Raw genomic sequence first — 20,394 nt, 5'->3', positions numbered from 1 at the left:
TTACTGTCGTAAGGATTAACACAACATCATGGCGCTGGATCGTGAAACAGCAATGCAGGTGGCCTCGGTACTGAGCCGGGGCCTGCCCTATATCCAACGGTTTACCGGCAAGACGGTCGTGATCAAATACGGCGGCAACGCCATGGAGAACGAAGACCTGAAAAGCAGTTTCGCCCGGGACGTGGTGCTGATGAAGCTGGTGGGGATCAACCCTATCGTGGTTCACGGCGGCGGCCCCCAGATCGGAGAGCTGCTGGAACGCCTGAATATCCAGTCCCGCTTTGTTAACGGCATGCGGGTTACCGATGCGGAGACCATGGACGTGGTCGAAATGGTGCTCGGCGGCCAGGTGAACAAAGAAATCGTTTCCCTGATCAATGCCCACGGCGGCACCGCGGTGGGCCTGACCGGTAAGGATGCCAATCTGATCCGGGCCCGGAAGCTGGAAGTGGTCAATCGCTCGCCGGAGCTGGAGCGGCCTGAAATCATCGATATTGGCCATGTTGGCGAGGTGGCAAGCGTCAACGTGGATGTTATCGACATGCTGACCCGCAGCAACGTGATCCCGGTTATCGCGCCCATCGGTGTCGGGCCGGATGGCGCTTCCTACAACATCAATGCGGACCTGGTAGCCGGCAAGGTGGCAGAAGCCATGAAGGCGGAAAAGCTGATCCTGCTGACCAATGTCTCCGGCCTCAAGAGCAAGGAGGACAAAGTGCTGACCGGCCTGACCGCCCAGCAGGTGAACGATCTGATTGAAGACGGCACCATCCATGGCGGTATGTTGCCAAAAATCCGCTGTGCCCTGAGTGCGGTGGAAAACGGCGTGCGCACCTCCCACATCATCGACGGACGTGTCGCCCACGCCTGCCTGCTGGAAATCTTCACCGACGAGGGGGTCGGTACGCTGATTTCCCGTAACTGATACTTCTGGCCGGGAGTTACCGGATGAAACGCCTGCTGTCATTTCTCGTTATCACAGGAATAGTGGCCTTCGCCGGCTTTAAAGCTGGCGTCTGGTGGCTGACGGACCAGCGTCTGGCAGAGGCGCGCACGGTACTATCGGAATCCGGTGTACTCGAGCGGGGGAGCATCAGCTCCTCTGTGGATGGCCGGGTCATCCTCCGGCAGGCGCACTGGGAGGACTTCCAGCTTACTCAGCCATTGCAGATGGACCTGATTGAACTGGAAACCGGCTCTCCAATCGCTCTGTTGACCACACTGATGAGCCCGGACAGCTTGCCGGCCAGTTGGCGGCTGTCCGTTGAGCGCGCCAGCATTACGCTGGAGCCTACCATGTTCCGGAACTGGGTGACGGCGGCGCCGGATGAAACTGCCCAGGCCCCGCTAGCCAATCTGTCCTGTGCGCCGGACCCAAGGCAGCAACTGGGTAGTGGGGATTTGATGCGTATGGGGATTCCTGATATCCGGGGCGACATGTTGCTGGAGCAGACCCCCGATGCCCTGCGTTTTGAACTGAATACCCGTGAAACCGGAAGCCTGGAGCTGGTTTGGCCAGACGCCAGACTGACCATGGGCAATCTGGCCGACCCGGCCTCCATGGGGGCCGGGCCACTGCAACTGACCGTTCGTGACGCGGGTCTGATGCGCCGCCTCTCTGCCTATTGTGCCCGCGAGACCGGGCTGGAGGTCAGCGACTGGGCCGGGCGGGGTGTCGCGGCATTGGAGAAAGGGCTGCAGGCTCGGGGCCTGGAAGCCAGTCCGCAATTGCTGGCACTGTATCGGCAATGGCTGACCGAAGGGGGTGAGGTGACCATGATGCTTGCACCCGGCTCGGAAACCTTCGGGCTGCCCGTACGCACCGATTCGGAAAACACCGTCAGCCTGCGCGTATCCTATAACGGTGCCACCGTGCCGGATGTGTACCTGACCGAAATGCAACGGGTGGAACCAGCATTGCCTGCGCAGGCAATGGAGCCTGTGGTACCGCCGGAAGACCCGGATTTTGAGCAGTGGTACCCTGACAGTGTTGAGAACGCCAATACCTGGCTTGGCCGGCGCGTAAAGGTTACGCTCTCGAATGAAAACCAGGTTGAGGGGCGACTGGTCAGCGTTGGCGAGCGGGATATGGAAATCGCCCGCACAGTGGCCGGGGGCGAAGTGGCGTACCCCATTCTGATTCGTGCCATTACACAATTTGAAGTCTGGCGCCGGGGCCGCCCGGAATAGCGCCGGGACGGGAGGCAATAAGTGACCGCAAGTGCAAGCACAGGGGTGCCGGGTATCAGGGAAATGCTGGCCCGGCTGATTTCATTGCCATCCATCAGCAGTGCCTCGCCGGAGTGGGATCACAGTAACGAAGGTGTGGTCCGCCTGCTGGCAGAGTGGCTCGAACCCCTGGGGTTTACCGTCGAGATCATGGAAGTGCCGGGCATGCCCGGCAAGTTCAATCTGATCGCCACTCTGGGTAGCGGTCCGGGTGGACTGGTACTCTCAGGCCATACCGACACCGTACCGTTTGACGACAAACGCTGGCAAAGTGATCCGTTCAGTCTCACGGAAAAGGACAACCGCTGGTACGGTCTGGGCACCTGCGACATGAAGGGCTTTTTCCCGCTGGCCATTGAAGCCGCCAGAGCCTTTGCCGGCGAGCCCTTGCAGCAGCCGCTGATTATCCTGGCCACTGCTGACGAAGAAAGCTCGATGAATGGCGCCCGGGCACTGGCAGAAGCTGGCAAACCGAAAGCCCGTTACGCGGTGATCGGCGAGCCCACCAATCTCAAACCAGTGCGCATGCACAAGGGCATCATGATGGAGCGGTTGCGGTTTGACGGGCAATCGGGCCATTCCTCCAACCCGGCCCTGGGCCGCAACGCGCTGGAAGGCATGCACGAGGCGCTCGGCGAACTTCTGGCCCTGCGCAGCGAATGGCAGGAAAAGTACCGCAACCCCAACTTCGAGGTACAGGTGCCCACCCTGAACCTGGGCTGTATCCACGGTGGTGACAATCCCAATCGCATCTGCGCCCAATGCGAATTGCACTTCGACCTGCGTCCGCTGCCGGGCATGAACATGGAGACCCTGCGCCAGGCGATTCTTGACCGGATGCAGCCTCTGGCCGAGCGGCGGGAACTCAAACTCACGTTTGCCCCCCTGTTTGACGGCGTACCGCCGTTTGAAACCCCGGCCGACGCCGCTCTGGTCAAAGCCTGTGAGAAACTCACGGGCCACACGGCACACGCCGTTGCTTTTGCCACGGAGGCACCCTGGCTGCAGCAGCTGGGGTTGGAGACCCTGGTGATGGGGCCAGGTTCGATCGACCAGGCGCACCAGCCGGACGAGTTTCTTGAACTGTCCCAGTTACAGCCGACGGTGGATATCCTCAAGGGATTGATCAAAAGGTTCTGTCTTTGAGTAGACTAACGGTAAGGCGGGCGGAAAACCGTCCCGGCATTCTCCATTCTTGGCAAGCATTATCAGGGTATAAGGAATAAAGGTTTGAAATCAAACGACTGGCTGCACGGATTCCGCCATTCCTCTCCGTACATCAACGCCCATCGCGGCCGAACCGTCGTCCTGACCATGCCCGGGGATGCCATCGAGCACCGCAATTTTATCAACATCATCCACGACATCGCTTTGCTCGGCAGCCTTGGCGTCAAGTTGGTGGTGGCGTTCGGTGGCCGCCCCCAGATTCAGTCGCGACTGGATGATGCCGGCCTGGAATCCTCCTTCGCACGGGGCTTGCGCATCACCCCCGATAACCATCTGCCGATGGTTATGGAAGCCATTGGCGGGCTCAGGGCCTACCTGGAAAGCCAGCTCTCCATGGGGTTGGTGAACTCACCCATGCATAACGCCCGGATTCGGGTCAGCAGCGGCAACTACGTCACCGCCAAACCCGTTGGCGTGCTGGATGGCATTGATTTTGGCTACACCGGCCGCGTCCGCCGTGTTGATACCCGAGGCATCGAGCAATTGCTGGAGCTGGGGCATATTGTTTTGCTGCCGCCAATGGGCTATTCGCCCACCGGTGATGCCTTCAACCTTTCCTATGAGGATGTTGGCAGCCAGGTGGCCGCGGCGCTGCAGGCGGAGAAGCTGATTGTCTTCATCGACGACGAAGGCCTGCTTGAAGAAGATGGCAGCCTGATACGTGAGTTGTCCGCCCGTCAGGCGTCCGAACGCCTGAACGACAATGCCGTCACCGGTCACGACGCGGCCCTGCTCAAGGCCGCCTGCGATGCCTGTGTCAAAGGCGTTCGGCGTGCCCACATCATCAGTTATGTCGAAGACGGCGCCCTGCTGGAGGAGCTGTTTACCCGCGATGGTTCCGGCACCCTGGTCAGCGGTGATAACTACGAACAGATTCGCCAGGCGCGGGTAGAAGATATCGGGGGCATTCTGGAGCTGATTCAGCCGCTGGAAGAGCAGGGCGTGCTGGTTCGCCGCTCCCGGGAAATGCTGGAAACCGAAATTGACCGGTTTGTGGTGGCGGAGCGGGACGGCACCATTGTCGGCTGCGCCGCGCTATACCATTATCCGGAGGAGGGCTCCGGAGAGTTGTCCTGTTTTGCGGTCGACCCCTCCTACCGACGCGCCGGCCGTGGTGACGAGATTCTCGCCATGGTTGAAAAGCTGGCCCGGGGCCAGGGCATTCACAAACTGTTCGTGCTGACTACCCAAACCGAACACTGGTTCCGGGAACGCGGTTTCCTGCCTACCGCCGTGCAGGATCTGCCGGGGCCAAAGCTGGCCTCATACAACACCCAGCGTAATTCAAAGGTGTTCTACAAACCGCTCTGACAGCAATTCCAGCTGCGCAGTGCGACGGTCCGCGGGCTGTCGGGAAAGCTCCTCGGCAGCCTGGTAAAAATCGCGGAAGCGGTAGTCCAGCTCTTTCAGCATCTGCCGGAAGGCGGGAACATGCTGATTGTATTGCCGGAACAATGCCAGCTGTGCATTATTCAGCTGCACCGGCGGCGGGCCGAATGGCCCCGGTTCTTCGTATTGCCCGGCCAGGTTGGTATAGTCCCGGGCCAGCTCATCGAGCAGTTGGGCCTTGCGCGCCCGCAGCATGGTTTTGTCCATCTGGTTCTGGCTCGCATAAAGTTGCTGCAGCTGTTCGCTGGTGGCGTCGACCAGTGCAAGCGTCTGTTGCCGGTGCTGCAGTCGCGCCAGGGCACGCTCAAAACCCTCCGGTGCCCCTTGCTGCTGAAGCCAGAGCCGAAGCCCCTCCAGCTCCACGGCGGTGGCAAAACTTTCGTTAAAGGCGGTATCACTATTGATATAGAGAACTCGGTGGGCCAGCTCGTGGAACATCAGGGCGACCATGCGGTCATCCGCCAGGGAGGTGAACCCGGTATGCAACGGATCATCGAACCAGCCCAGGGTGGAATAGGCGGTAACGGCGCCGATAAAGGTATCATAATGGCGTTCGCGAAACGCCGTCTGCTCCTGTCGGGCGTCGGCTAGCTGGAAGTACCCGCGATAGGACTGGCAGCCCACAAACGGATAACACCATTGGTGGGGGGTAAGCGAAAACTCCGGCACGGCGACCAGATTCACTACCACCCATGGGCGGCCCAGAGCTACGTATTCACTGAAGACGTCGTCCACGGGCAAGGTCAGTTCCTGAGCCGCAAACGCCCGCGCCTGCGCTGCCAGCTCAAGCTGTCGACGAAGTTCCGGGTCGGTTTCCGGTGCCGTGATCACCTGGTGGATGGGCCTGGCCTTCATCATCAGGGACACATGGCCGCCAATGGCCTGGCCATAGTAGCCAATGGTCGTACAGCCATTCAGGGGTGTTACCAGTAGCAAAAGGAGATAGATCTGACTAAGCTGTCTCATGAATCATCATATTATGATGTTGTGGGTATGAGGCTGTACAATTCCTTATCCGCCGACGGCTGTCACAGATTTTTAACCGACCGCCATAGGCCTTATCATAACAGCTCGAACCTACACCCACTCAGGGACGTTGGCCGGATTTTCGCATCCGGCAACATGCCGGCTTTGCAACTGGTCAGGTAGTTCATGGATCCGAGAGAGCGTCGCAGCAGCCCCCGACAGCCGATAAAACTTGCCGCTCAGATAGATGCCGGCAATGGTGAGGCGTGGCCCTGCCAGATTGCTGATTTCTGTGCCGAAGGCATGTTCATTCGTTATTCGGGTGAAACCTCCGGCAAAATCGAGCGGGCCTTTGCCGGCGGCAGCGTTACCGAGCTGGTGGTTCGGTTCCGCGGTCTTGAGGGCAATCGTCGATACGAGCTTCATGTCAGCCCGGTGCGGCGTATTGACGGTGCCATGGGCGTGCATTTTACCCGTCCAGATTCCGATGCCTTCAACGCCATGCTCCAGTTGTGTGGCAGCTCCGGTAATCAGTCCCGTTCGTCACTTCGCGCCCCCAGTGAGCGGGTTCAGTTTGTGCTTCACCAGTGTGCCAAAACCGTCACGCGGTTTATTGAACCACTCATGGATGCCTGTTTTGTCCAGACGGTGGATGCCCTGCGTGTTGCGGCCCAGAAAGCCCCAAACGACCAGCTTGCCAATGAGTTGATGGATGCCTCCGGCCAGATTCAGGGGCGCCAGCGGGTGCTCTGGCATTACATGAGCCGGAGTCTGGAATCGCCCTTAAAACCGGAGCCCAAAGGCGCGCCCGGTTCAGTGTTGTCGGTGGTAGACAAAAACGAGTTTGAGGACTGGCTGGCAATTCGGGTGATGGTTACCCGTGCTGATACCCAGTACCGTGGCGACCTGCTACAGCTCAAGCTGAGGCTGGACAAGTTAGGTATCGCCAATCGCACCGGCCATCATAACCCCCTCGGTCCCGCTCTTGTGTGCGAAGCCTTCCATAACGCGCTTGCCCAACTGAAAGTCAGCCGGGAGGTTGAAAAGGTCTGCCTGAAGACGTTTGAGCAGACGGTGATCAAACAGCTGGAGCCGCTGTATCGGGAGTTGAACAATATCCTGATCCGGCATGGTGTGTTGCCGGATCTGGACCTGTCCCGTTATCTGAGCGAACAGGCGCCGGCCAGGAAGGAGGCGCCCGCCAAGGCGCGAACGCCGGAGCCTGAAATGCCTCTGGAAAAGCCGCAGCCTGAGGCGTCGGAAAGCAAACCCGGGCAAACGGCCCGCGGGCTGAAAAACCGGGTAGCTGGAGAGTTCCGGGGGTATGCCCGCGCAGCCCAGACTGCTTTTGCCACGGTGAGGAATCTGCTGACAACACTGCAGGCCAGTCGTGTGGAGAATGGAGAGGCGACGCCAGAGCCGTTTGCGGCCAATGCCCGTCCGCTGTCTCAGGGTGAACTGCACAGGGAATTGCAGGAGCTGCAGCTACGCGCTGCGGCTCCGGAAGAGCCGGCCGTGCCCTTGCGGGACCGGGTGGTTGAAAAGATACGTGAAACCGGTGACACCCGGCTCAAAGCTGAGCAGCAGGACACTCTGGACGTTGTCGATCGGTTTTTCCGGAGCGTGGTCGATAGCCCCAAACTCAGTGACTACGCCCAGAGCCGCATGCGTCAGCTGGAAGTGCCGGTGCTGAAAGTGGTGATGCGTGATCCCGAGTTCTTTGAGGACCAGGACAGCCCGGTCCGTGGCGTGATGAACCGCCTGGCGCAACTGGGTGTGAAGGGTGGCCGGCTGAACCCGGTGGTGCAGCGCCGGGTGGATGAGCTGATTCACCGCATTGCTACCGAGTTCGAACAGGATACCGGTGTGTTTGAGCAAACCGTAGGTGAGCTGGACACGCTGATTGACCGGCAGAACCTCGTGTATCGCCGCAACGTTGAGCGGGTGACGGCTGCCGCAGAGGGTGCCCAGAAGGTTGCCGAATCCAAAACTGCCGTAGCCAGCGCGCTGGAAAGCAAACTGGCTGGCCGCAAGGTTCCCAGGGCCCTGGTCAGCCTGCTCGACGGTGGCTGGCGGGATTTATTGTCGCTGACCTGGATTCGCCAGGGACCAGACAGTCAGTTATGGCAGGACTACCTGGCAGTGATCGATTCGCTGATGGCCTTTGCCGAGGACCCGGACAGCAGCATTAACCTGCCCGAACTGTTGCGGCTGATTCAGGATGGTCTGGCGTCGATCTCCAGCAACCATATGCCGTCCTCCCAGATCCGGGATGAGTTGAAGCAGTTCCTGGTGCGTCGGCCCGACAAGGCGCCGGAAATGGTTGAAATGCCTGCGGTCAGTGGTGTCCGCCCGGACAAACAGGTGCTCAGTGAGCGGGAACAGCGCAGCCTGCAACGCTGGATCAACCGGGCCCAGCAATTGCGCACCGGCGACTGGCTGCGGGATCAAACCAAGGCGGAAGATCCCCAGTATATCCGCCTGGTGTGGATTGCCCGTGGTTTCAGCCGGTTTGTATTCGTTAATCACCAGGGTATGCGGGTGGTTGAGCTGGAGCTGGAAGCTCTGGCCAGGCAAATGCGCAAAGGCATCATCGTACCTGATAATCAGTATGATCGACCGCTGGTAGATGAGAGCATCGACCGCATGGTTCGCAACGTCTATGACCAGCTGTCCTGGGCATCCACCCATGATGAACTGACCCGGCTGCTTAACCGCCGGGAATTCGAACGTATGCTGGAACAGCAACTTGCCCGCCGGGAAGACAGCCGGACTTTATTGCAACTGGATCTGCGCGGGTTCCGATTGCTGAATGACACAGCGGGCTACCAGGCTGGAGATGAAACCCTGAAACGGGTGGCGGAGGTCATCTGTCGGCATGTGGGCGATGGCATGCCGGTGGCTCGTCCCGGGGCCAATGAATTTGCCATGCTGGTGCCTGAAGAACAGGGGCCGGAAATTGCCAAGGCGCTCCTGGAAGCCATTGCAGATGAGCCCTTCGAGTATGGCGGTCGGCGTTACACATTAAATGCCAATGTTGGCCTGGCGCCGGAACTGCCCGCGCTGATCAGCGCCGAAAAATGGCTGAAAGCTGCCGAACAGGCGCTCAATTCCGCTCTCGACAAGGGCCCCGGCCGTTTCTCGATCTACACGCTTGACGCAGACGACCAGGCCCGGCAGGAACAGATTGCGGCCCGTGTGGCCGGCCTGAGCAACCCGGACGAAGAGCGCATGCTGCTGCGTTGCCAGAAGATCATCCCTCTGCACGCCAGCACCCGAATGGCGGCCCAGTATGAAATTCTGATCAGCATGTACGACGACAGCGGGCAGCTGATTACCGGCCAGGATTTTGTCCGCATGGCCGAGCGCTATGACCGTATGCAGGCGGTGGATCGCTGGGTCGTGGGGCACATGCTGGATTGGCTGAGGGATCAGTCACCGGATCCGCGCCATGTAGGCGGTGTCTGCATAAATCTCTCCGGCTATTCGTTGAACGACCAGTCACTGCTGGAATTCATTTACGAAAAGCTCAGTGAGAAGGATGCGCCTATTGAGCGTCTCTGGTTCGAGCTGACGGAAGCCTCTGCCATTCATGATCTGCAATCGGTGGCGGATTTCATGCTGGAAATGAAAGAGCTCGGCTGCCGGTTCTGCCTGGGTAACTTTGGCAGCGGCCCCAGTTCCTTCCAGTTCATGCGATCGTTGCCGGTAGATCTGATCAAGATCGACAGTGCCTTTACCGGTCAGTTGGCAGCCAACCAGACGGACCAGGCGATGGTCAGGTCCATGGTTGATATGGCTCACTACATGGAACGGGAAGTGATTGCCTCTCAGGTTGAATCCCGTGAGGTTCTGGATATGCTGAGACAACTGGGCGTGGATTACGCTCAAGGGTTTGTGGTCGAGAAGCCCCGACTGCTGACCAGCCTTGTCTGACGCACATCCGGGAACCTGAGCTTTTTATGTCCAGACGCCATCCGATTATCGCCGTTACCGGGTCTTCCGGGGCGGGCACCACCACAACCGGGCAGATCTTCAGCCGCATGTTTGCCAGTGAGGGCATTGCTGCCGCCATGGTCAGTGGCGACAGCTTTCATCGGTATACCCGGGAACAAATGGCACGGCTCGCCGCTAAAGGGCAGTTTGGTGAACGCAACCATTTTGCCCTGGCAGCCAATCATATCGATAGGCTGGAAGCTCTGTTCTATGACTACAGCCATACCGGCAATGGCCGTTACCGACAGTACGTTCATGACGAAGACCGCGACCTGGTGGCCGAAGGCCACAAACCTGGCACCTTCACCCCCTGGGGCCCGTTACCTGCGGATACCGATGCCCTGTTCTACGAGGGGCTCCATGGCGGGGTGGTGAGCGACAACTACAACATTGCCCAGTACGTTGACTTGCTGATTGGTGTGGTACCCATTGTCAATCTGGAGTGGATCCAGAAAATCCATCGGGATACTCATCAGCGCGGCTACAGCCAGGATGCCGTGGTTCAGACGATCATCAATCGGATGGACGATTACGTGCACGACATCGTGCCGCAGTTCTCTCATACCCACATCAACTTCCAGCGAATTCCGCTGGTGGACACGTCCAACCCGTTCGTTGCCCGGGATGTGCCCAGTGAGGACGAAAGCATGGTGGTGATTCATTTCAGGGAAACGGCGGAGGTGGATTTTCCCTGGTTACTGCAGGCCATTCCCCAAAGCAGTCTGTCCCGACACGACACCCTGGTGATCCCGGGGCCGAAAATGGCCTTGGCCATGGACCTGATTATCCGGCCCATGGTTCAGAGCCTGATGGCCGGCAGAACCTTTGCCTGATCAGACCGTCAGGGTGCCATCGCGGTAGTCGGCCAGCGCCTGCTCAATCTCAGCAGGTGTGTTCATTACAAACGGACCATACTGGACAACTGGCTCGCCGATGGGCCGGCCTGCAATCAGTAGCAGCTGTGCCCCGGCCTCTCCGGCCTCAATCAGAACTTCGTCCCCCTGGTCCAGAATGTTTGCCGAGGACAGTGCCAGAGCCTGGTTCCGGTCTTCGCTTACCAGGCTTGCGCCACCTTCATACAGGTAAACCAGGGCATTGAGCGCCTGGGGGACGGGCAGCGATACCCTCGCTCCGGGTTCCAGATGGACATCGGCATACAGAGGCTCTGTGCTGCCGCCGGTGACTGCACCGGTGACGGAACCGTCGCCGATCTCCAGTTCACCGGCAATCACCCGGACGGATACGCCCTGCTGGCGCGCCACCGGAATCTCCTCTGGCTGAATGTCCCGGTAACCGGCGGCCTTCATTTTTTCGGCAGCAGGCAGGTTGAGCCAGAGCTGGAAGCCCCGCATGACCCCGGATTCCTGCTGTGGCATTTCCGAATGCACGATGCCCCGGCCCGCGGTCATCCATTGCACCCCGCCGTTGCGAAGGTTGCCTCGATTCCCCAGGTGATCCTCATGCAGCATGTGCCCTTCAATCATATAGGTGACGGTTTCAAAGCCCCGATGCGGGTGGGCTGGAAAGCCGGCAATGTAATCCTGTGGCTGGTCAGAGCCGAACTCATCCAGCATCAGAAATGGGTCCATTCGCACGGATTGGCGCTGGCCCAGTGAGCGTTTGATGCGAACTCCGGCGCCATCGGATGTGGCCTGTGCGGGAATGGTCTGTTTCAGGGAGCGAAGCATGATCCCGTCCTCCTCTCGGTTATTGATGGGTCTATTTAACCGGGGTATCAGAAGGGATGAAAACGCAGAATTCTGGCAGGGGAGGTCAAAAAAACTGACGAAGGCACCAGAAGGTGACGACGGGAGCCCCGTCGTCACCCCCGGAGCGATTATTCCACGTTGCGGGAGTAGAAAATTTCCAGCATTTCCCGGCGCAGGCGATCCTCAATGGACTGGGCTTCTGCCGGGTCCAGATCGCTGGCGTTCACTCCGAACACATAGTTGTCCAGGTTGAACTCCTTGAGCATCATCTTGGTGTGGAACAGGTTTTCCTGATACACGTTGACGTCGATCATCTGATACGCGTTCTGGGTATCCTCGGTCAGGTAGTTCTGGATCGAGTTGATGTCGTGATCGATGTAATGCTTGGTGCCGTCCACGTCGCGGGTGAAACCGCGTACGCGGTAGTCAACGGTAACCACATCCGAGTCGAAGCTGTGAATCAGGTAGTTCAGTACCTTCAGCGGTGAAATCAGACCGCAGGTAGACACATCAATATCCGCACGGAAGGTGCTCACGCCGTCATGGGGATGGCTTTCCGGGTAGGTGTGAACCGTCACGTGGCTCTTGTCCAGGTGCGCCACAATGGTATCCGGCAGCGGGCCGGGAGACTCTTCGTTATTGGCTTCGCTGTCGGTCAGTTCGTGCTCGGCGATCAGCATGGTGACGGACGCACCGTGGGGCTCATAATCCTGACGGGCAATGTTGAGAACATTGGCGCCGATGATCTTGACCACATCGGTCAGAATCTGGGTCAGACGCTCGGCGTTGTACATCTCGTCGATGTAATCAATATAGGCTTCGCGTTGTTCTTCGGTCTGCGCGTAACAGATGTCGTAGATGTTGAAGCTCAGGGATTTGGTCAGGTTGTTGAAACCGTGCAGCTGGAGTTTGGTTTCCATGCTCAGCCCCTCCGGGAAATGGAGATGAATGATCACAGGGAGAGGAGCTCTCCCTGCCGAGGCCGCCACCGACTACTGACCGGGTGAACGGAATTGTTCACCTTTTGCGCAGACCGGCGGAGAAAGTTGCGTATTATGCATACCGCAGGTGTCATTGAATAGTATTTGCAATGACATTTTTTATAACGGAAAGCCGCGGTTGCAGGGCGCTGGCCGGAATCTGCCCTGCCGTTCTAGCTGGCGGCCTGGATTTCGAAGCTGTGCGTGATCTCGACACCGGCTTTGCCCAGCATGATCGAGGCTGAACAGTACTTGTCGGCAGACAGGCTGACTGCGCGCTCCACCTGCTTTTCCTTCAGGTTGTTTCCGCTAACCACAAAATGAAGATGAATGCGGGTGAACACAGCCGGCACCTCATCAGCGCGCTCCGCATCAAGCTCACAGTGACAGGCGGTCACGTCCTGGCGGCTTTTCTTCAGGATGCTCATCACATCGAAGGAGGAGCAGCCGCCCACGCCCATCAGCAGCAACTCCATTGGGCGCGGACCCAGGTTTTCGCCACCATGATCAGGGGGCCCGTCCAGTTGAACACTGTGGCCACTGCCACTGGTGGCTTTGAAGCTGGCGTTGCCGGTCCAGTCGACGGTTGCTTTCATCTGAGTTACCCCTGGTGTCTGGTTCGGATGAGGTTCTGGCGCCTGCGCCTGAATGAGTTGGCAGGATGCTAGCACAGTTATCCACAAGCGGCATGATGTGGTTGCGACCAAAGCGGTATTGCCTTCAGATACATCCTGTATCCGCTTTTGAGTTGCCCAAAAGTTACCTTCTTGTTATAAGTTGCGTGGCATATCAGTAAAATCCCTAACCCGCATGGACAGGCGGGGATATAAAAACGATCAGGAATCGCCAGACTCTGAGGAGGCATGTCTCGCATTATGGCTACCATAGTCAAGCCGGTTGAACAGAAGACCAAACACCTGGATTACTTCCTTTCCCAATGCCATCGCCGGCGTTACCCAGCCAAAAGCACCATCATCTATGCGGGTGATAAAAGCGATTCCCTGTTCTACATCGTCAAGGGTTCGGTCACTGTCATTATTGAAGACGACGATGGTCGCGAAATGATCATGGCCTACCTCAATGCCGGTGATTTCTTCGGCGAGATGGGGCTGTTCGATAACATGGATTCCCGCAGTGCCTGGGTCAAAGCCAAGACCGAGTGCGAGGTGGCGGAAATCAGCTACACCAAGTTCCGGGAAATCGCCCAGCAGGACCCGCGCGTATTGTACTTTATCGGTGAGCAGATGGCCTCGCGCCTGCGCCAGACCACACGTAAGGTAGGCGACCTGGCGTTCCTTGATGTCACCGGTCGGGTAGCTCGTACACTTCTGGATCTGTGCAAGGAGCCGGATGCCATGACTCATCCCGATGGCATGCAGATCAAGATTACCCGTCAGGAAATCGGGCGCATTGTTGGCTGCTCCCGGGAAATGGTCGGACGGGTGCTGAAAACCCTGGAGGACCAGGGTCTGGTGCGGGTCAAGGGTAAAACCATGGTGGTTTACGGTACTCGCTGATTGTCTCCTTCCTGTTCCTCCTGGCACTCCAGATGAACCGATGCGCCGCCTGTTGGTGGACATCGGTCGCATGCCACTTTTTTCCAGTCCCTCGTTGCCAAGCCATTAACGATTAGCGGTCACAAAACTCCCGACAGACTGGCAGATGGCGTCGGGCTCGGTCAGTGGTGCCCAGTGCGGGGCGTCCAGTTCCTGAAGTGTCAGCTTTCCGGTCCAGTGCACCAGGTGTTCGGTCAGGTGGCGGCCGACGTAGGCGTCCCGCGTGGGAATGATGACCTGAACGGGGCAGCGGGTGTGCCGGGGCCTTGGGCGCAGCAGCCTGGGCAGGAAGTTTGCCCGATAGAGCTTCACACCATATTGTCCGTCTGCTTTCTGCCAGGGGCTGAAACGGGCGTCTTCAACCTGTTCCTGTGCCTTCAGATAGTTCGGCCAGACTTTGTCCAGCCCGGCTTTCCAGATCATTTCCGGTAGCAGCGGCAGCTGGAACAGGAAAACATACCAGGAGCTCGCCAACTGACGCAGTACTTTGGTGGTGCCTCCGTTTGCCGGTGAGCCGATCTGATTGCGAATCCAGAAGCCGACATGATCCAGGCAGGGGCCGGAAATGGAGGTGTAGGAGCGAATACGCTGCTGGAGGTCGGGGTCGGTGACCGATTCCCAGCTCTGAATGGAGCCCCAGTCGTGGGCAACCAGATGAAATGGCCGGTCGGGGATAATGGCGTTGACGACTGCTTGCAGGTCTTTTGCCAGCAACGACAGGCGATAGTCCCAGGTCCGGGCTGGCTTGTCGGAGCGGCCAGCACCGCGGACATCGTAACGAATCACCAGATACTCCTGGCTGAGTGTGGCCGTGACCTTGTCCCAGACACTGTGGTTGTCGGGGTAGCCGTGTACCAGAACAATGGGCGTTGCTTCCGGGTTGCCCTCCGCAACGGCGTAGAGAAGAAGGTCTCCACTGGTCACCCAGTGTTCACGTTTGGTCGGCATCAGTCCGCTCCCGGCATAGTGTGTTTAAACGCCAGAGTAGCGATATCACTGGTCACACTCTGTGGCCAAAGGGGCCAGAAGTCGTTCAGTCCACCAGGGCAACCGATTTGATCTGGAGCCACACCGGCTGGCCAGGTGTGAGTGCCAGCTGGGCCGCGGAGCGGCTGGTGAGCCGGGACAGAAACGGAGTATTGCCAGCCAGCAGGCGCACCAGGGTGGTGCCGGGGGTGACGTCAGTCTCGACGTGGTCCACCCGCGCCGGCAGCAAATTCTGGATACTCTGGTCGCGATGCTCCGTCAACGCGATACTCACATCTCTTGCCAGTACCTGTATGCGGGCCTGGTCACCGTGCCGGAAGCGCGGATCCTGTCGTAGCCACAAGCTGCCACCATCAAAGCTGAAGCGGGCGAGATGCCATGGCTCATCCAGCGCATCCAGTGTTGCCTGAACCAGTACGCCTGCGTCTTCCTCCAGCCGAAACGGCTGGTCCACACGGGCCAGAGTCTCTTGCAGCGGTCCCTGTGCGATAACACGCCCGTTGTCCATCATTACAATGTGGTTGGCCAGGCGCGCCACTTCGCTGGTGGAGTGGGAAACGTAGATCATCGGAATGGCCAGATGGTCGCGCAGCCGCTCAAGGTAGGGCAGTATCTCCTGCTTTGAGCTCTGATCCAGTGCCGACAGAGGTTCATCCATCAGCAGCAGTCGCGGGCTGGTGAGAATGGCCCGGGCAATGGCAACCCGTTGTCGTTCGCCCCCGGACAGTCTGGCAGGCATACGCTCCAGAAGGTGGGCCAGCCCGAGCCAGGAGACGGCATCGTCAAATCGGATCTGGCGGTCCTGTGCCGGAACCCGGCGCTGCCCGAACGTCAGGTTTCGGCGTACTGACAGGTGGGGAAAAAGATGCGTTTCCTGGAACACATAGGCCAGAGGCCTCTGATGAACCGGTCTGAACAGGTTGTCTTTCTGCCAGGGCGTGCCCAATACGGAAAGCTGTCCGTGAGCCTGCTGCAGCCCGGCGATGCAGCGGAGCAGCGTGGTTTTGCCGCATCCGGAGTGACCGAATAAAGCGGTAATCCCGTTGCCGGGTAGCTTCAGGTCGACATCCAGTTCAAATCCGGGAAAGCGGCAGATAAAACGTGCCTCGATGGCTGTGGGATTCATCGCAGGGCCCCCGCCCGGGCCCTGCCATTGAGGACGTACAGGGTCACCAGGACGATGAAGGAAAACGCCACCATGCCCGCAGCCAACCAGTGGGCCTGGGTGTACTCCAGGGATTCCACGTGATCGTAGATGGCCACCGACAGCACTTTGGTCTCGCCCGGGATATTGCCGCCAATCATCAGGATGACGCCGAACTCGCCGATTGTATGGGCGAAGGTCAACACGCTGGCGGTGATGAAGCCGTTGCGGGCCAGCGGAATCACCACAAAGAAAAACCGGTCCCAGGGCCCGGCCCGGAGGGTGGCGGCGGTCTCCAGAAAGCCTTCACGGATACTTTCGAAAGCATTCTGCAGGGGTTGCACGGTAAAGGGCAGGGAATAGATAACCGAGGCCACTACCAGGCCCTCAAAGGTGAACGGTAGTAAACCAAGGCCAAGACGTTCTGTCAGTTGGCCGACCCAGCCATTCGGGCCAAGCAGTAGCAGAAGATAGAATCCGAGCACCGTGGGCGGCAGGACCAATGGCAAGGCGACGACCGCAGCAATCGGCTGGCGCAGCCAGTGACGAGACCGGGCCAGCCACCAGGCGATCGGAGTTCCTACCAGCAGCAGTACCAGGGTTGTCAGTGAAGCCAGCTTCAGCGTCAGCCAGACCGGCTGCCAATAGGTTTCCAGCATCAGTCCGCCGTGTCGTATCCGTAGTCCTGAATAATCGCAATAGCCTCCGGGGACTGCAGGAAGGCGAGCCACTCTCTGGCGGCAGCATTGTCGGCACTGCGTTTCAGAAGTATCGCCTGCTGATCGATGGGGGCATAATAAGATTGCGGAATCCGCCAGAGTGTTCCGTCCTGATTTGGCCAGGCTTTGACCTGAGCCAGCGCCACCAGCCCGGCCTGGGCATTGCCGCTGGCAATGAACTGGAAGGTCTGGGCGATGGAGTCGCCACGGACCAGTTTGGGCTGCAGCGGTGACCAGAGTTCCAGGTGTTCCAGGACCTGCTGTGCGGCCAAGCCATAGGGGGCAGTTTTAGGATTCGCGATGGCCAGCCGCGAGAACGGCTGTTCGCTCAGGTAGGCGATGGGAGAGATAAAGGCCGCGGTCTCAGGGCTCCAGAGCACCAGCTTGCCCCTGGCATAGGTAAAGCGAGAATCGGGAACGGCCATCCCGTCGGATTCCAGTAACCGGGGGCGTTGAGCATCGGCCGCCATGAACACATCAAATGGAGCGCCGTTGCGAATCTGGGCGTAGAGTTTACCCGTGGAGCCGAAACTGGCGGTGACCCGGTGACCGGTTGAGGCCTTGAATGTCTCCACCAGACTGGCGGTGGTGTCGGTGAAATTGGCAGCGACGGCGAGGGTCAGATTCCCCGCATAGGCGTTGCTCAGGGGCAGAAGCAGCCAGATTGCCAGCAAAGGGAAGAAACGCCAGCAGGTACGGCGGCTCATAGCGATTCCTTATGGTAGTGACTGGGCCAGTGGCATGTCGCCGACCTCCGACCGAGCGGGCGACTGAATACGGCATAAGGTTAGCACGTATTGCCACACTTCCATGCGATTGGTTTCATTGAGCATCTCATGGCGCCCGCCGTCGAACAACCGCAGCGTTACCTGCTCGATGCCCGACTCCCGGATGGTCTGAAAATGCTGGCGGACGCCTTTCCCCATCTCGCCCACGGCATCGGCGGTGCCGGACAGCAAGTGTACCGGCAGATCCCGATGCCAGGTTGCCGGTCGGATGCTCAGCATGCCGGCAATGAAGTCCTGCCAGAGCCCCACGGAGCAATCAAAACCACAGCAAGGATCGGCTTCGTAGCGGTCTACCTGCTCGGGATCACGGCTCAGCCAGTCGCTGCCGGTACGGTTGGGCCGGAAAGCACGATTGAACTGGCCAAAGGTCATCTTGTCGATGAGCCGGCTGCGATGGCGCCGGCCACGGACGCCGGCAATCAGGTTAACCAGTAGCCGCGAGGCCAGCAGTTGGGGCCGGTGAATGCGGTTGGTGGCACTGAGGATCAGGGTGTTGATACGGTCGCCGTATTGCTGGGCATAGCTCTGAGCGATGAACGAGCCCATGCTGTGGCCGAGCAGATTTACGGGCAGGCCTGGATGCTGCTTGCGGGCGGTCTCTACCACTTGCGCCAGATCGCCCACCACCCGTTGCCATCCGTCCTGGTCTGCATAATGCCCCTGGTGTTCAGCCGGGCAGTGGGGGCCATGACCCCGGTGGTGATAGGTGATGACAAGAATGTTGTGAGCTCCGAGCCAGTGAGCCAGCTCTTGATAGCGATCAGCGTGTTCAGCCATACCATGGCTGATCACCAGAACGGCTACGGGCTGTGCCGGCAGATATTGCCGTCCGACAATGGTGTGGCCATCAGGGGTATTCAGCGTCAGAGGGTGTTCGGTCATGGTCTCGGCCCACATCCTTGTTGTTGTTCTGAGGTGCCGGGCGCTGCCACTCCGGCGGGTTCCATAAATGCTGAAGACGGGACAATAAGCTGCCGGGGCGGGCCATGTCGCGGAACATGTCCACATATTCGTGGGTCCAGAGCACAATCAGATTATTGGAATGAATCTGCCGGGTAATGCCGTATTCCGGTGGGTTGCTGGCGCTCTCAGGGACAAAGGTTCCAAACAGGCGATCCCAGATAATCAGTGTGCCACCGTAGTTGCGGTCGATGTATTCCGGGTTACGACCATGGTGAACGCGGTGATGGCTGGGGGTGTTGAAAAGGAACTCGATCCAGGCCGGCAGGCGCCCCACCAGGGTGGTGTGCACGAAAAACTGGTACACCAGAGAGAAGGCATAGGCGATGCCGATCCACACCGGGTTGAATCCGATCAGCGCCATGGGCAGATAGAAAATCCACATGCCGTTGAAAATGTTGGTGGCATTCTGGCGCATGGCGGTGGAGAAGTTCATGCGTTCGGACGAATGATGGACCACATGGGCGGCCCAGAACCAGCGCATGCGGTGGCTGGCCCGGTGCATCCAGTAGAAACAGAAATCCACACCGAGAAAGGTCAGAAATCCGGTCGTCCAGTTCAGCTCCAGTTCAAGCAGGCGATAGTGATAGCAGAGTGCGTAGACGGGAAAGGCAATCAGACCGGCAAAAAACAACTCAGTAGCCTGGTAGCCGGCACCGAGGGCGAAGTTGCGAATGGCCTCCGGCACGTTCATCAACCGCGGGTCATGCCGGATCTTCAGGTATTCCCACAAGGTAACGGCAATGAACACGGGGGTGGCGATGACGAAAATCAGCTGTCGTTCGTCAAGAGCCAGCCAGGGGGCCAGGGCCTGCCAGAGGCTAATCAGCCCGCTGTCTTCCAGCACCGCCCGCATCATGTCGATCACCACCATGGCTGCTCCCCGAATTATTCTTGTAGAGAGTCATCATCTCACAGCACCGGTTAAAGGCGATGTCCTATTGCGCCAGGGTTTCTGGCCTATTCCGCCATCGCCTGGCAAATGTCACCGGTTCTGGCGGTAAACTGCTGCGATGGGCTCGATGGCAGCCTGCCGTTCGGATAGCCAGGCCTGCACGGGCTTTGGGATCTTGGCCGGCTTTGGCCAGGGCACGGGGTACTCGGGCGGCTGGAATAACGGCGCCAGCAGTGAACAGGCAGTGAGATCGGCGCGGGTGAACTGATCGCCGACCAGGAACCGACGTTGCTGATAGATCTCGGCCAGTTCTGTAACCAGAGCCTCCAGGGTTGCCTGTGAGGTATCGGCGGTTTTCTGGTTGATCTTCATCCACTTGCGCATGATCTCATCAACCCGGCTGAAGGCCAGGCTGAGCAGAATGCGGTTATAGAACGGTGTGCCCGCTGCCAGCATGGGTACCACTACTTTCGGGCGCTGCAGAAAATAATGATACACCCAGGTGCGCAGCGCGGGGCCGGCCTGTTCGTCCAGCTTCTGTTCCCATTCAAGAACCCTGGCCTGAAGGTCTGGATGCTCCGGCATCAAGGGCCTATCCGGAAAGACCTTGTCGAGGTAATCCAGGATCTGCCCGGAGCCCTGGATGATCTGGCCGTCGTGCTCGAGAACCGGCACAGACGACTCCGCCCCGGTCAGTTTGCGTATGGTGTTGACATGCTGGCCCGGGAGCAGGTTGACGGTCTGATAGTTGATGCCCTTGTAGTCCAGGGCCCAACGCACCTTTTCGCAGTAGTGCGAAATGCAGAACTGATAGAGTTTGATCGCCATGGTATTGCTCCGGATGTCTGG

At 59.0% G+C, this 20,394-nt stretch carries 18 protein-coding genes; 7 read left to right on the top strand and 11 right to left on the bottom strand.

All coding sequences use genetic code 11. The features are described 5' to 3' along the window. Positions 1-28 precede the first annotated feature (28 nt). From argB to argA, 4 genes are all read left to right on the top strand, one after another. Positions 29-925 carry an acetylglutamate kinase gene (gene argB / locus Q669_RS16815; protein WP_014422830.1) on the top strand — a complete coding sequence of 299 codons (897 nt, stop codon included), beginning with the start codon at positions 29-31 and terminating at the stop codon, positions 923-925. Positions 926-948: 23 nt separating this feature from the next. Beyond that, positions 949-2,190, top strand: coding sequence for a hypothetical protein (locus Q669_RS16810; RefSeq protein WP_022993181.1), 1,242 nt, complete (start codon positions 949-951; stop codon positions 2,188-2,190). A 21-nt stretch (positions 2,191-2,211) separates the two neighbouring features. After that, positions 2,212-3,375 (top strand): acetylornithine deacetylase, encoded by a 1,164-nt coding sequence (argE, locus tag Q669_RS16805; protein ID WP_014422828.1) that lies wholly within the window; start codon positions 2,212-2,214, stop codon positions 3,373-3,375. Positions 3,376-3,459: 84 nt separating this feature from the next. Continuing rightward, positions 3,460-4,767, top strand: coding sequence for an amino-acid N-acetyltransferase (gene argA, locus Q669_RS16800; RefSeq protein ID WP_022993179.1), 1,308 nt, complete (start codon positions 3,460-3,462; stop codon positions 4,765-4,767). Here the strand turns inward: argA and Q669_RS16795 are convergent. Further along, complete coding sequence (locus Q669_RS16795) at positions 4,741-5,811, bottom strand: aminopeptidase (RefSeq protein ID WP_036149905.1); 1,071 nt, start codon at positions 5,809-5,811, stop codon at positions 4,741-4,743. The two genes, argA and Q669_RS16795, sit on opposite strands and share 27 nt — an antisense overlap. A 186-nt stretch (positions 5,812-5,997) precedes the next feature. Here Q669_RS16795 and Q669_RS16790 point away from each other — a divergent pair, with 186 nt between their 5' ends. Together Q669_RS16790 and Q669_RS16785 are read left to right on the top strand one after the other, a co-directional pair. Further along, positions 5,998-9,747 carry a DUF1631 family protein gene (locus tag Q669_RS16790; RefSeq protein WP_022993177.1) on the top strand — a complete coding sequence of 1,250 codons (3,750 nt, stop codon included), beginning with the start codon at positions 5,998-6,000 and terminating at the stop codon, positions 9,745-9,747. 26 nt (positions 9,748-9,773) lie between these two features. Further along, positions 9,774-10,640, top strand: coding sequence for a phosphoribulokinase (locus Q669_RS16785; protein ID WP_011786964.1), 867 nt, complete (start codon positions 9,774-9,776; stop codon positions 10,638-10,640). On the opposite strand, the gene Q669_RS16780 is transcribed toward Q669_RS16785, so the two are convergent. From Q669_RS16780 to Q669_RS16770, 3 genes are all read right to left on the bottom strand, one after another. After that, the gene (locus tag Q669_RS16780) at positions 10,641-11,495 is read right to left on the bottom strand and encodes a pirin family protein (RefSeq protein ID WP_022993176.1); all 855 of its coding nucleotides are present in this window, start codon (positions 11,493-11,495) and stop codon (positions 10,641-10,643) included. It abuts the gene before it with no gap. A gap of 149 nt (positions 11,496-11,644) precedes the next feature. Further along, complete coding sequence (speD, locus tag Q669_RS16775; protein WP_022993175.1) at positions 11,645-12,436, bottom strand: adenosylmethionine decarboxylase; 792 nt, start codon at positions 12,434-12,436, stop codon at positions 11,645-11,647. 233 nt (positions 12,437-12,669) lie between these two features. Further along, positions 12,670-13,092: an OsmC family protein gene (locus tag Q669_RS16770; protein WP_011786961.1), complete on the bottom strand. Its 423-nt coding sequence runs from the start codon at positions 13,090-13,092 to the stop codon at positions 12,670-12,672. A gap of 279 nt (positions 13,093-13,371) precedes the next feature. Between Q669_RS16770 and crp the strand changes: the two genes are divergently transcribed. Beyond that, positions 13,372-14,013, top strand: a complete 642-nt coding sequence (gene crp / locus Q669_RS16765) for a cAMP-activated global transcriptional regulator CRP (protein ID WP_007153756.1) — start codon at positions 13,372-13,374, stop codon at positions 14,011-14,013. Between the two features lie 105 nt (positions 14,014-14,118). On the opposite strand, the gene Q669_RS16760 is transcribed toward crp, so the two are convergent. The 7 genes from Q669_RS16760 to Q669_RS16730 all read right to left on the bottom strand — a co-directional run bounded on the left by Q669_RS16760 (position 14,119) and on the right by Q669_RS16730 (position 20,373). Beyond that, complete coding sequence (locus Q669_RS16760; RefSeq protein WP_022993174.1) at positions 14,119-15,000, bottom strand: alpha/beta fold hydrolase; 882 nt, start codon at positions 14,998-15,000, stop codon at positions 14,119-14,121. A gap of 85 nt (positions 15,001-15,085) precedes the next feature. Further along, on the bottom strand, positions 15,086-16,165 hold the full coding sequence (gene modC, locus Q669_RS16755) for a molybdenum ABC transporter ATP-binding protein (RefSeq protein WP_022993173.1): 1,080 nt from the start codon (positions 16,163-16,165) through the stop codon (positions 15,086-15,088). Further along, positions 16,162-16,842: a molybdate ABC transporter permease subunit gene (modB, locus tag Q669_RS16750; RefSeq protein WP_022993172.1), complete on the bottom strand. Its 681-nt coding sequence runs from the start codon at positions 16,840-16,842 to the stop codon at positions 16,162-16,164. The genes modC and modB overlap by 4 nt, the downstream gene beginning before the upstream one ends. Continuing rightward, positions 16,842-17,609, bottom strand: coding sequence for a molybdate ABC transporter substrate-binding protein (modA, locus tag Q669_RS16745; protein ID WP_022993171.1), 768 nt, complete (start codon positions 17,607-17,609; stop codon positions 16,842-16,844). Before modA ends, modB begins: the two co-directional genes overlap by 1 nt. A gap of 9 nt (positions 17,610-17,618) precedes the next feature. After that, on the bottom strand, positions 17,619-18,572 hold the full coding sequence (locus Q669_RS16740; RefSeq protein WP_036149933.1) for an alpha/beta hydrolase: 954 nt from the start codon (positions 18,570-18,572) through the stop codon (positions 17,619-17,621). Then, a complete protein-coding gene (locus Q669_RS16735; protein ID WP_022993169.1) occupies positions 18,538-19,524 on the bottom strand; it encodes a sterol desaturase family protein in 987 nt (328 codons plus the stop codon). The genes Q669_RS16740 and Q669_RS16735 overlap by 35 nt, the downstream gene beginning before the upstream one ends. A gap of 111 nt (positions 19,525-19,635) precedes the next feature. Beyond that, a complete protein-coding gene (locus Q669_RS16730) occupies positions 19,636-20,373 on the bottom strand; it encodes a glutathione S-transferase family protein (protein ID WP_022993168.1) in 738 nt (245 codons plus the stop codon). Positions 20,374-20,394: the final 21 nt, after the last annotated feature.

Origin of the sequence: Marinobacter sp. C1S70 (assembly GCF_000475355.1) — a bacterium.
Classification (GTDB): Bacteria; Pseudomonadota; Gammaproteobacteria; order Pseudomonadales; family Oleiphilaceae; genus Marinobacter; species Marinobacter nauticus.
This window is presented reverse-complemented; position numbering and strand designations above follow the sequence as displayed.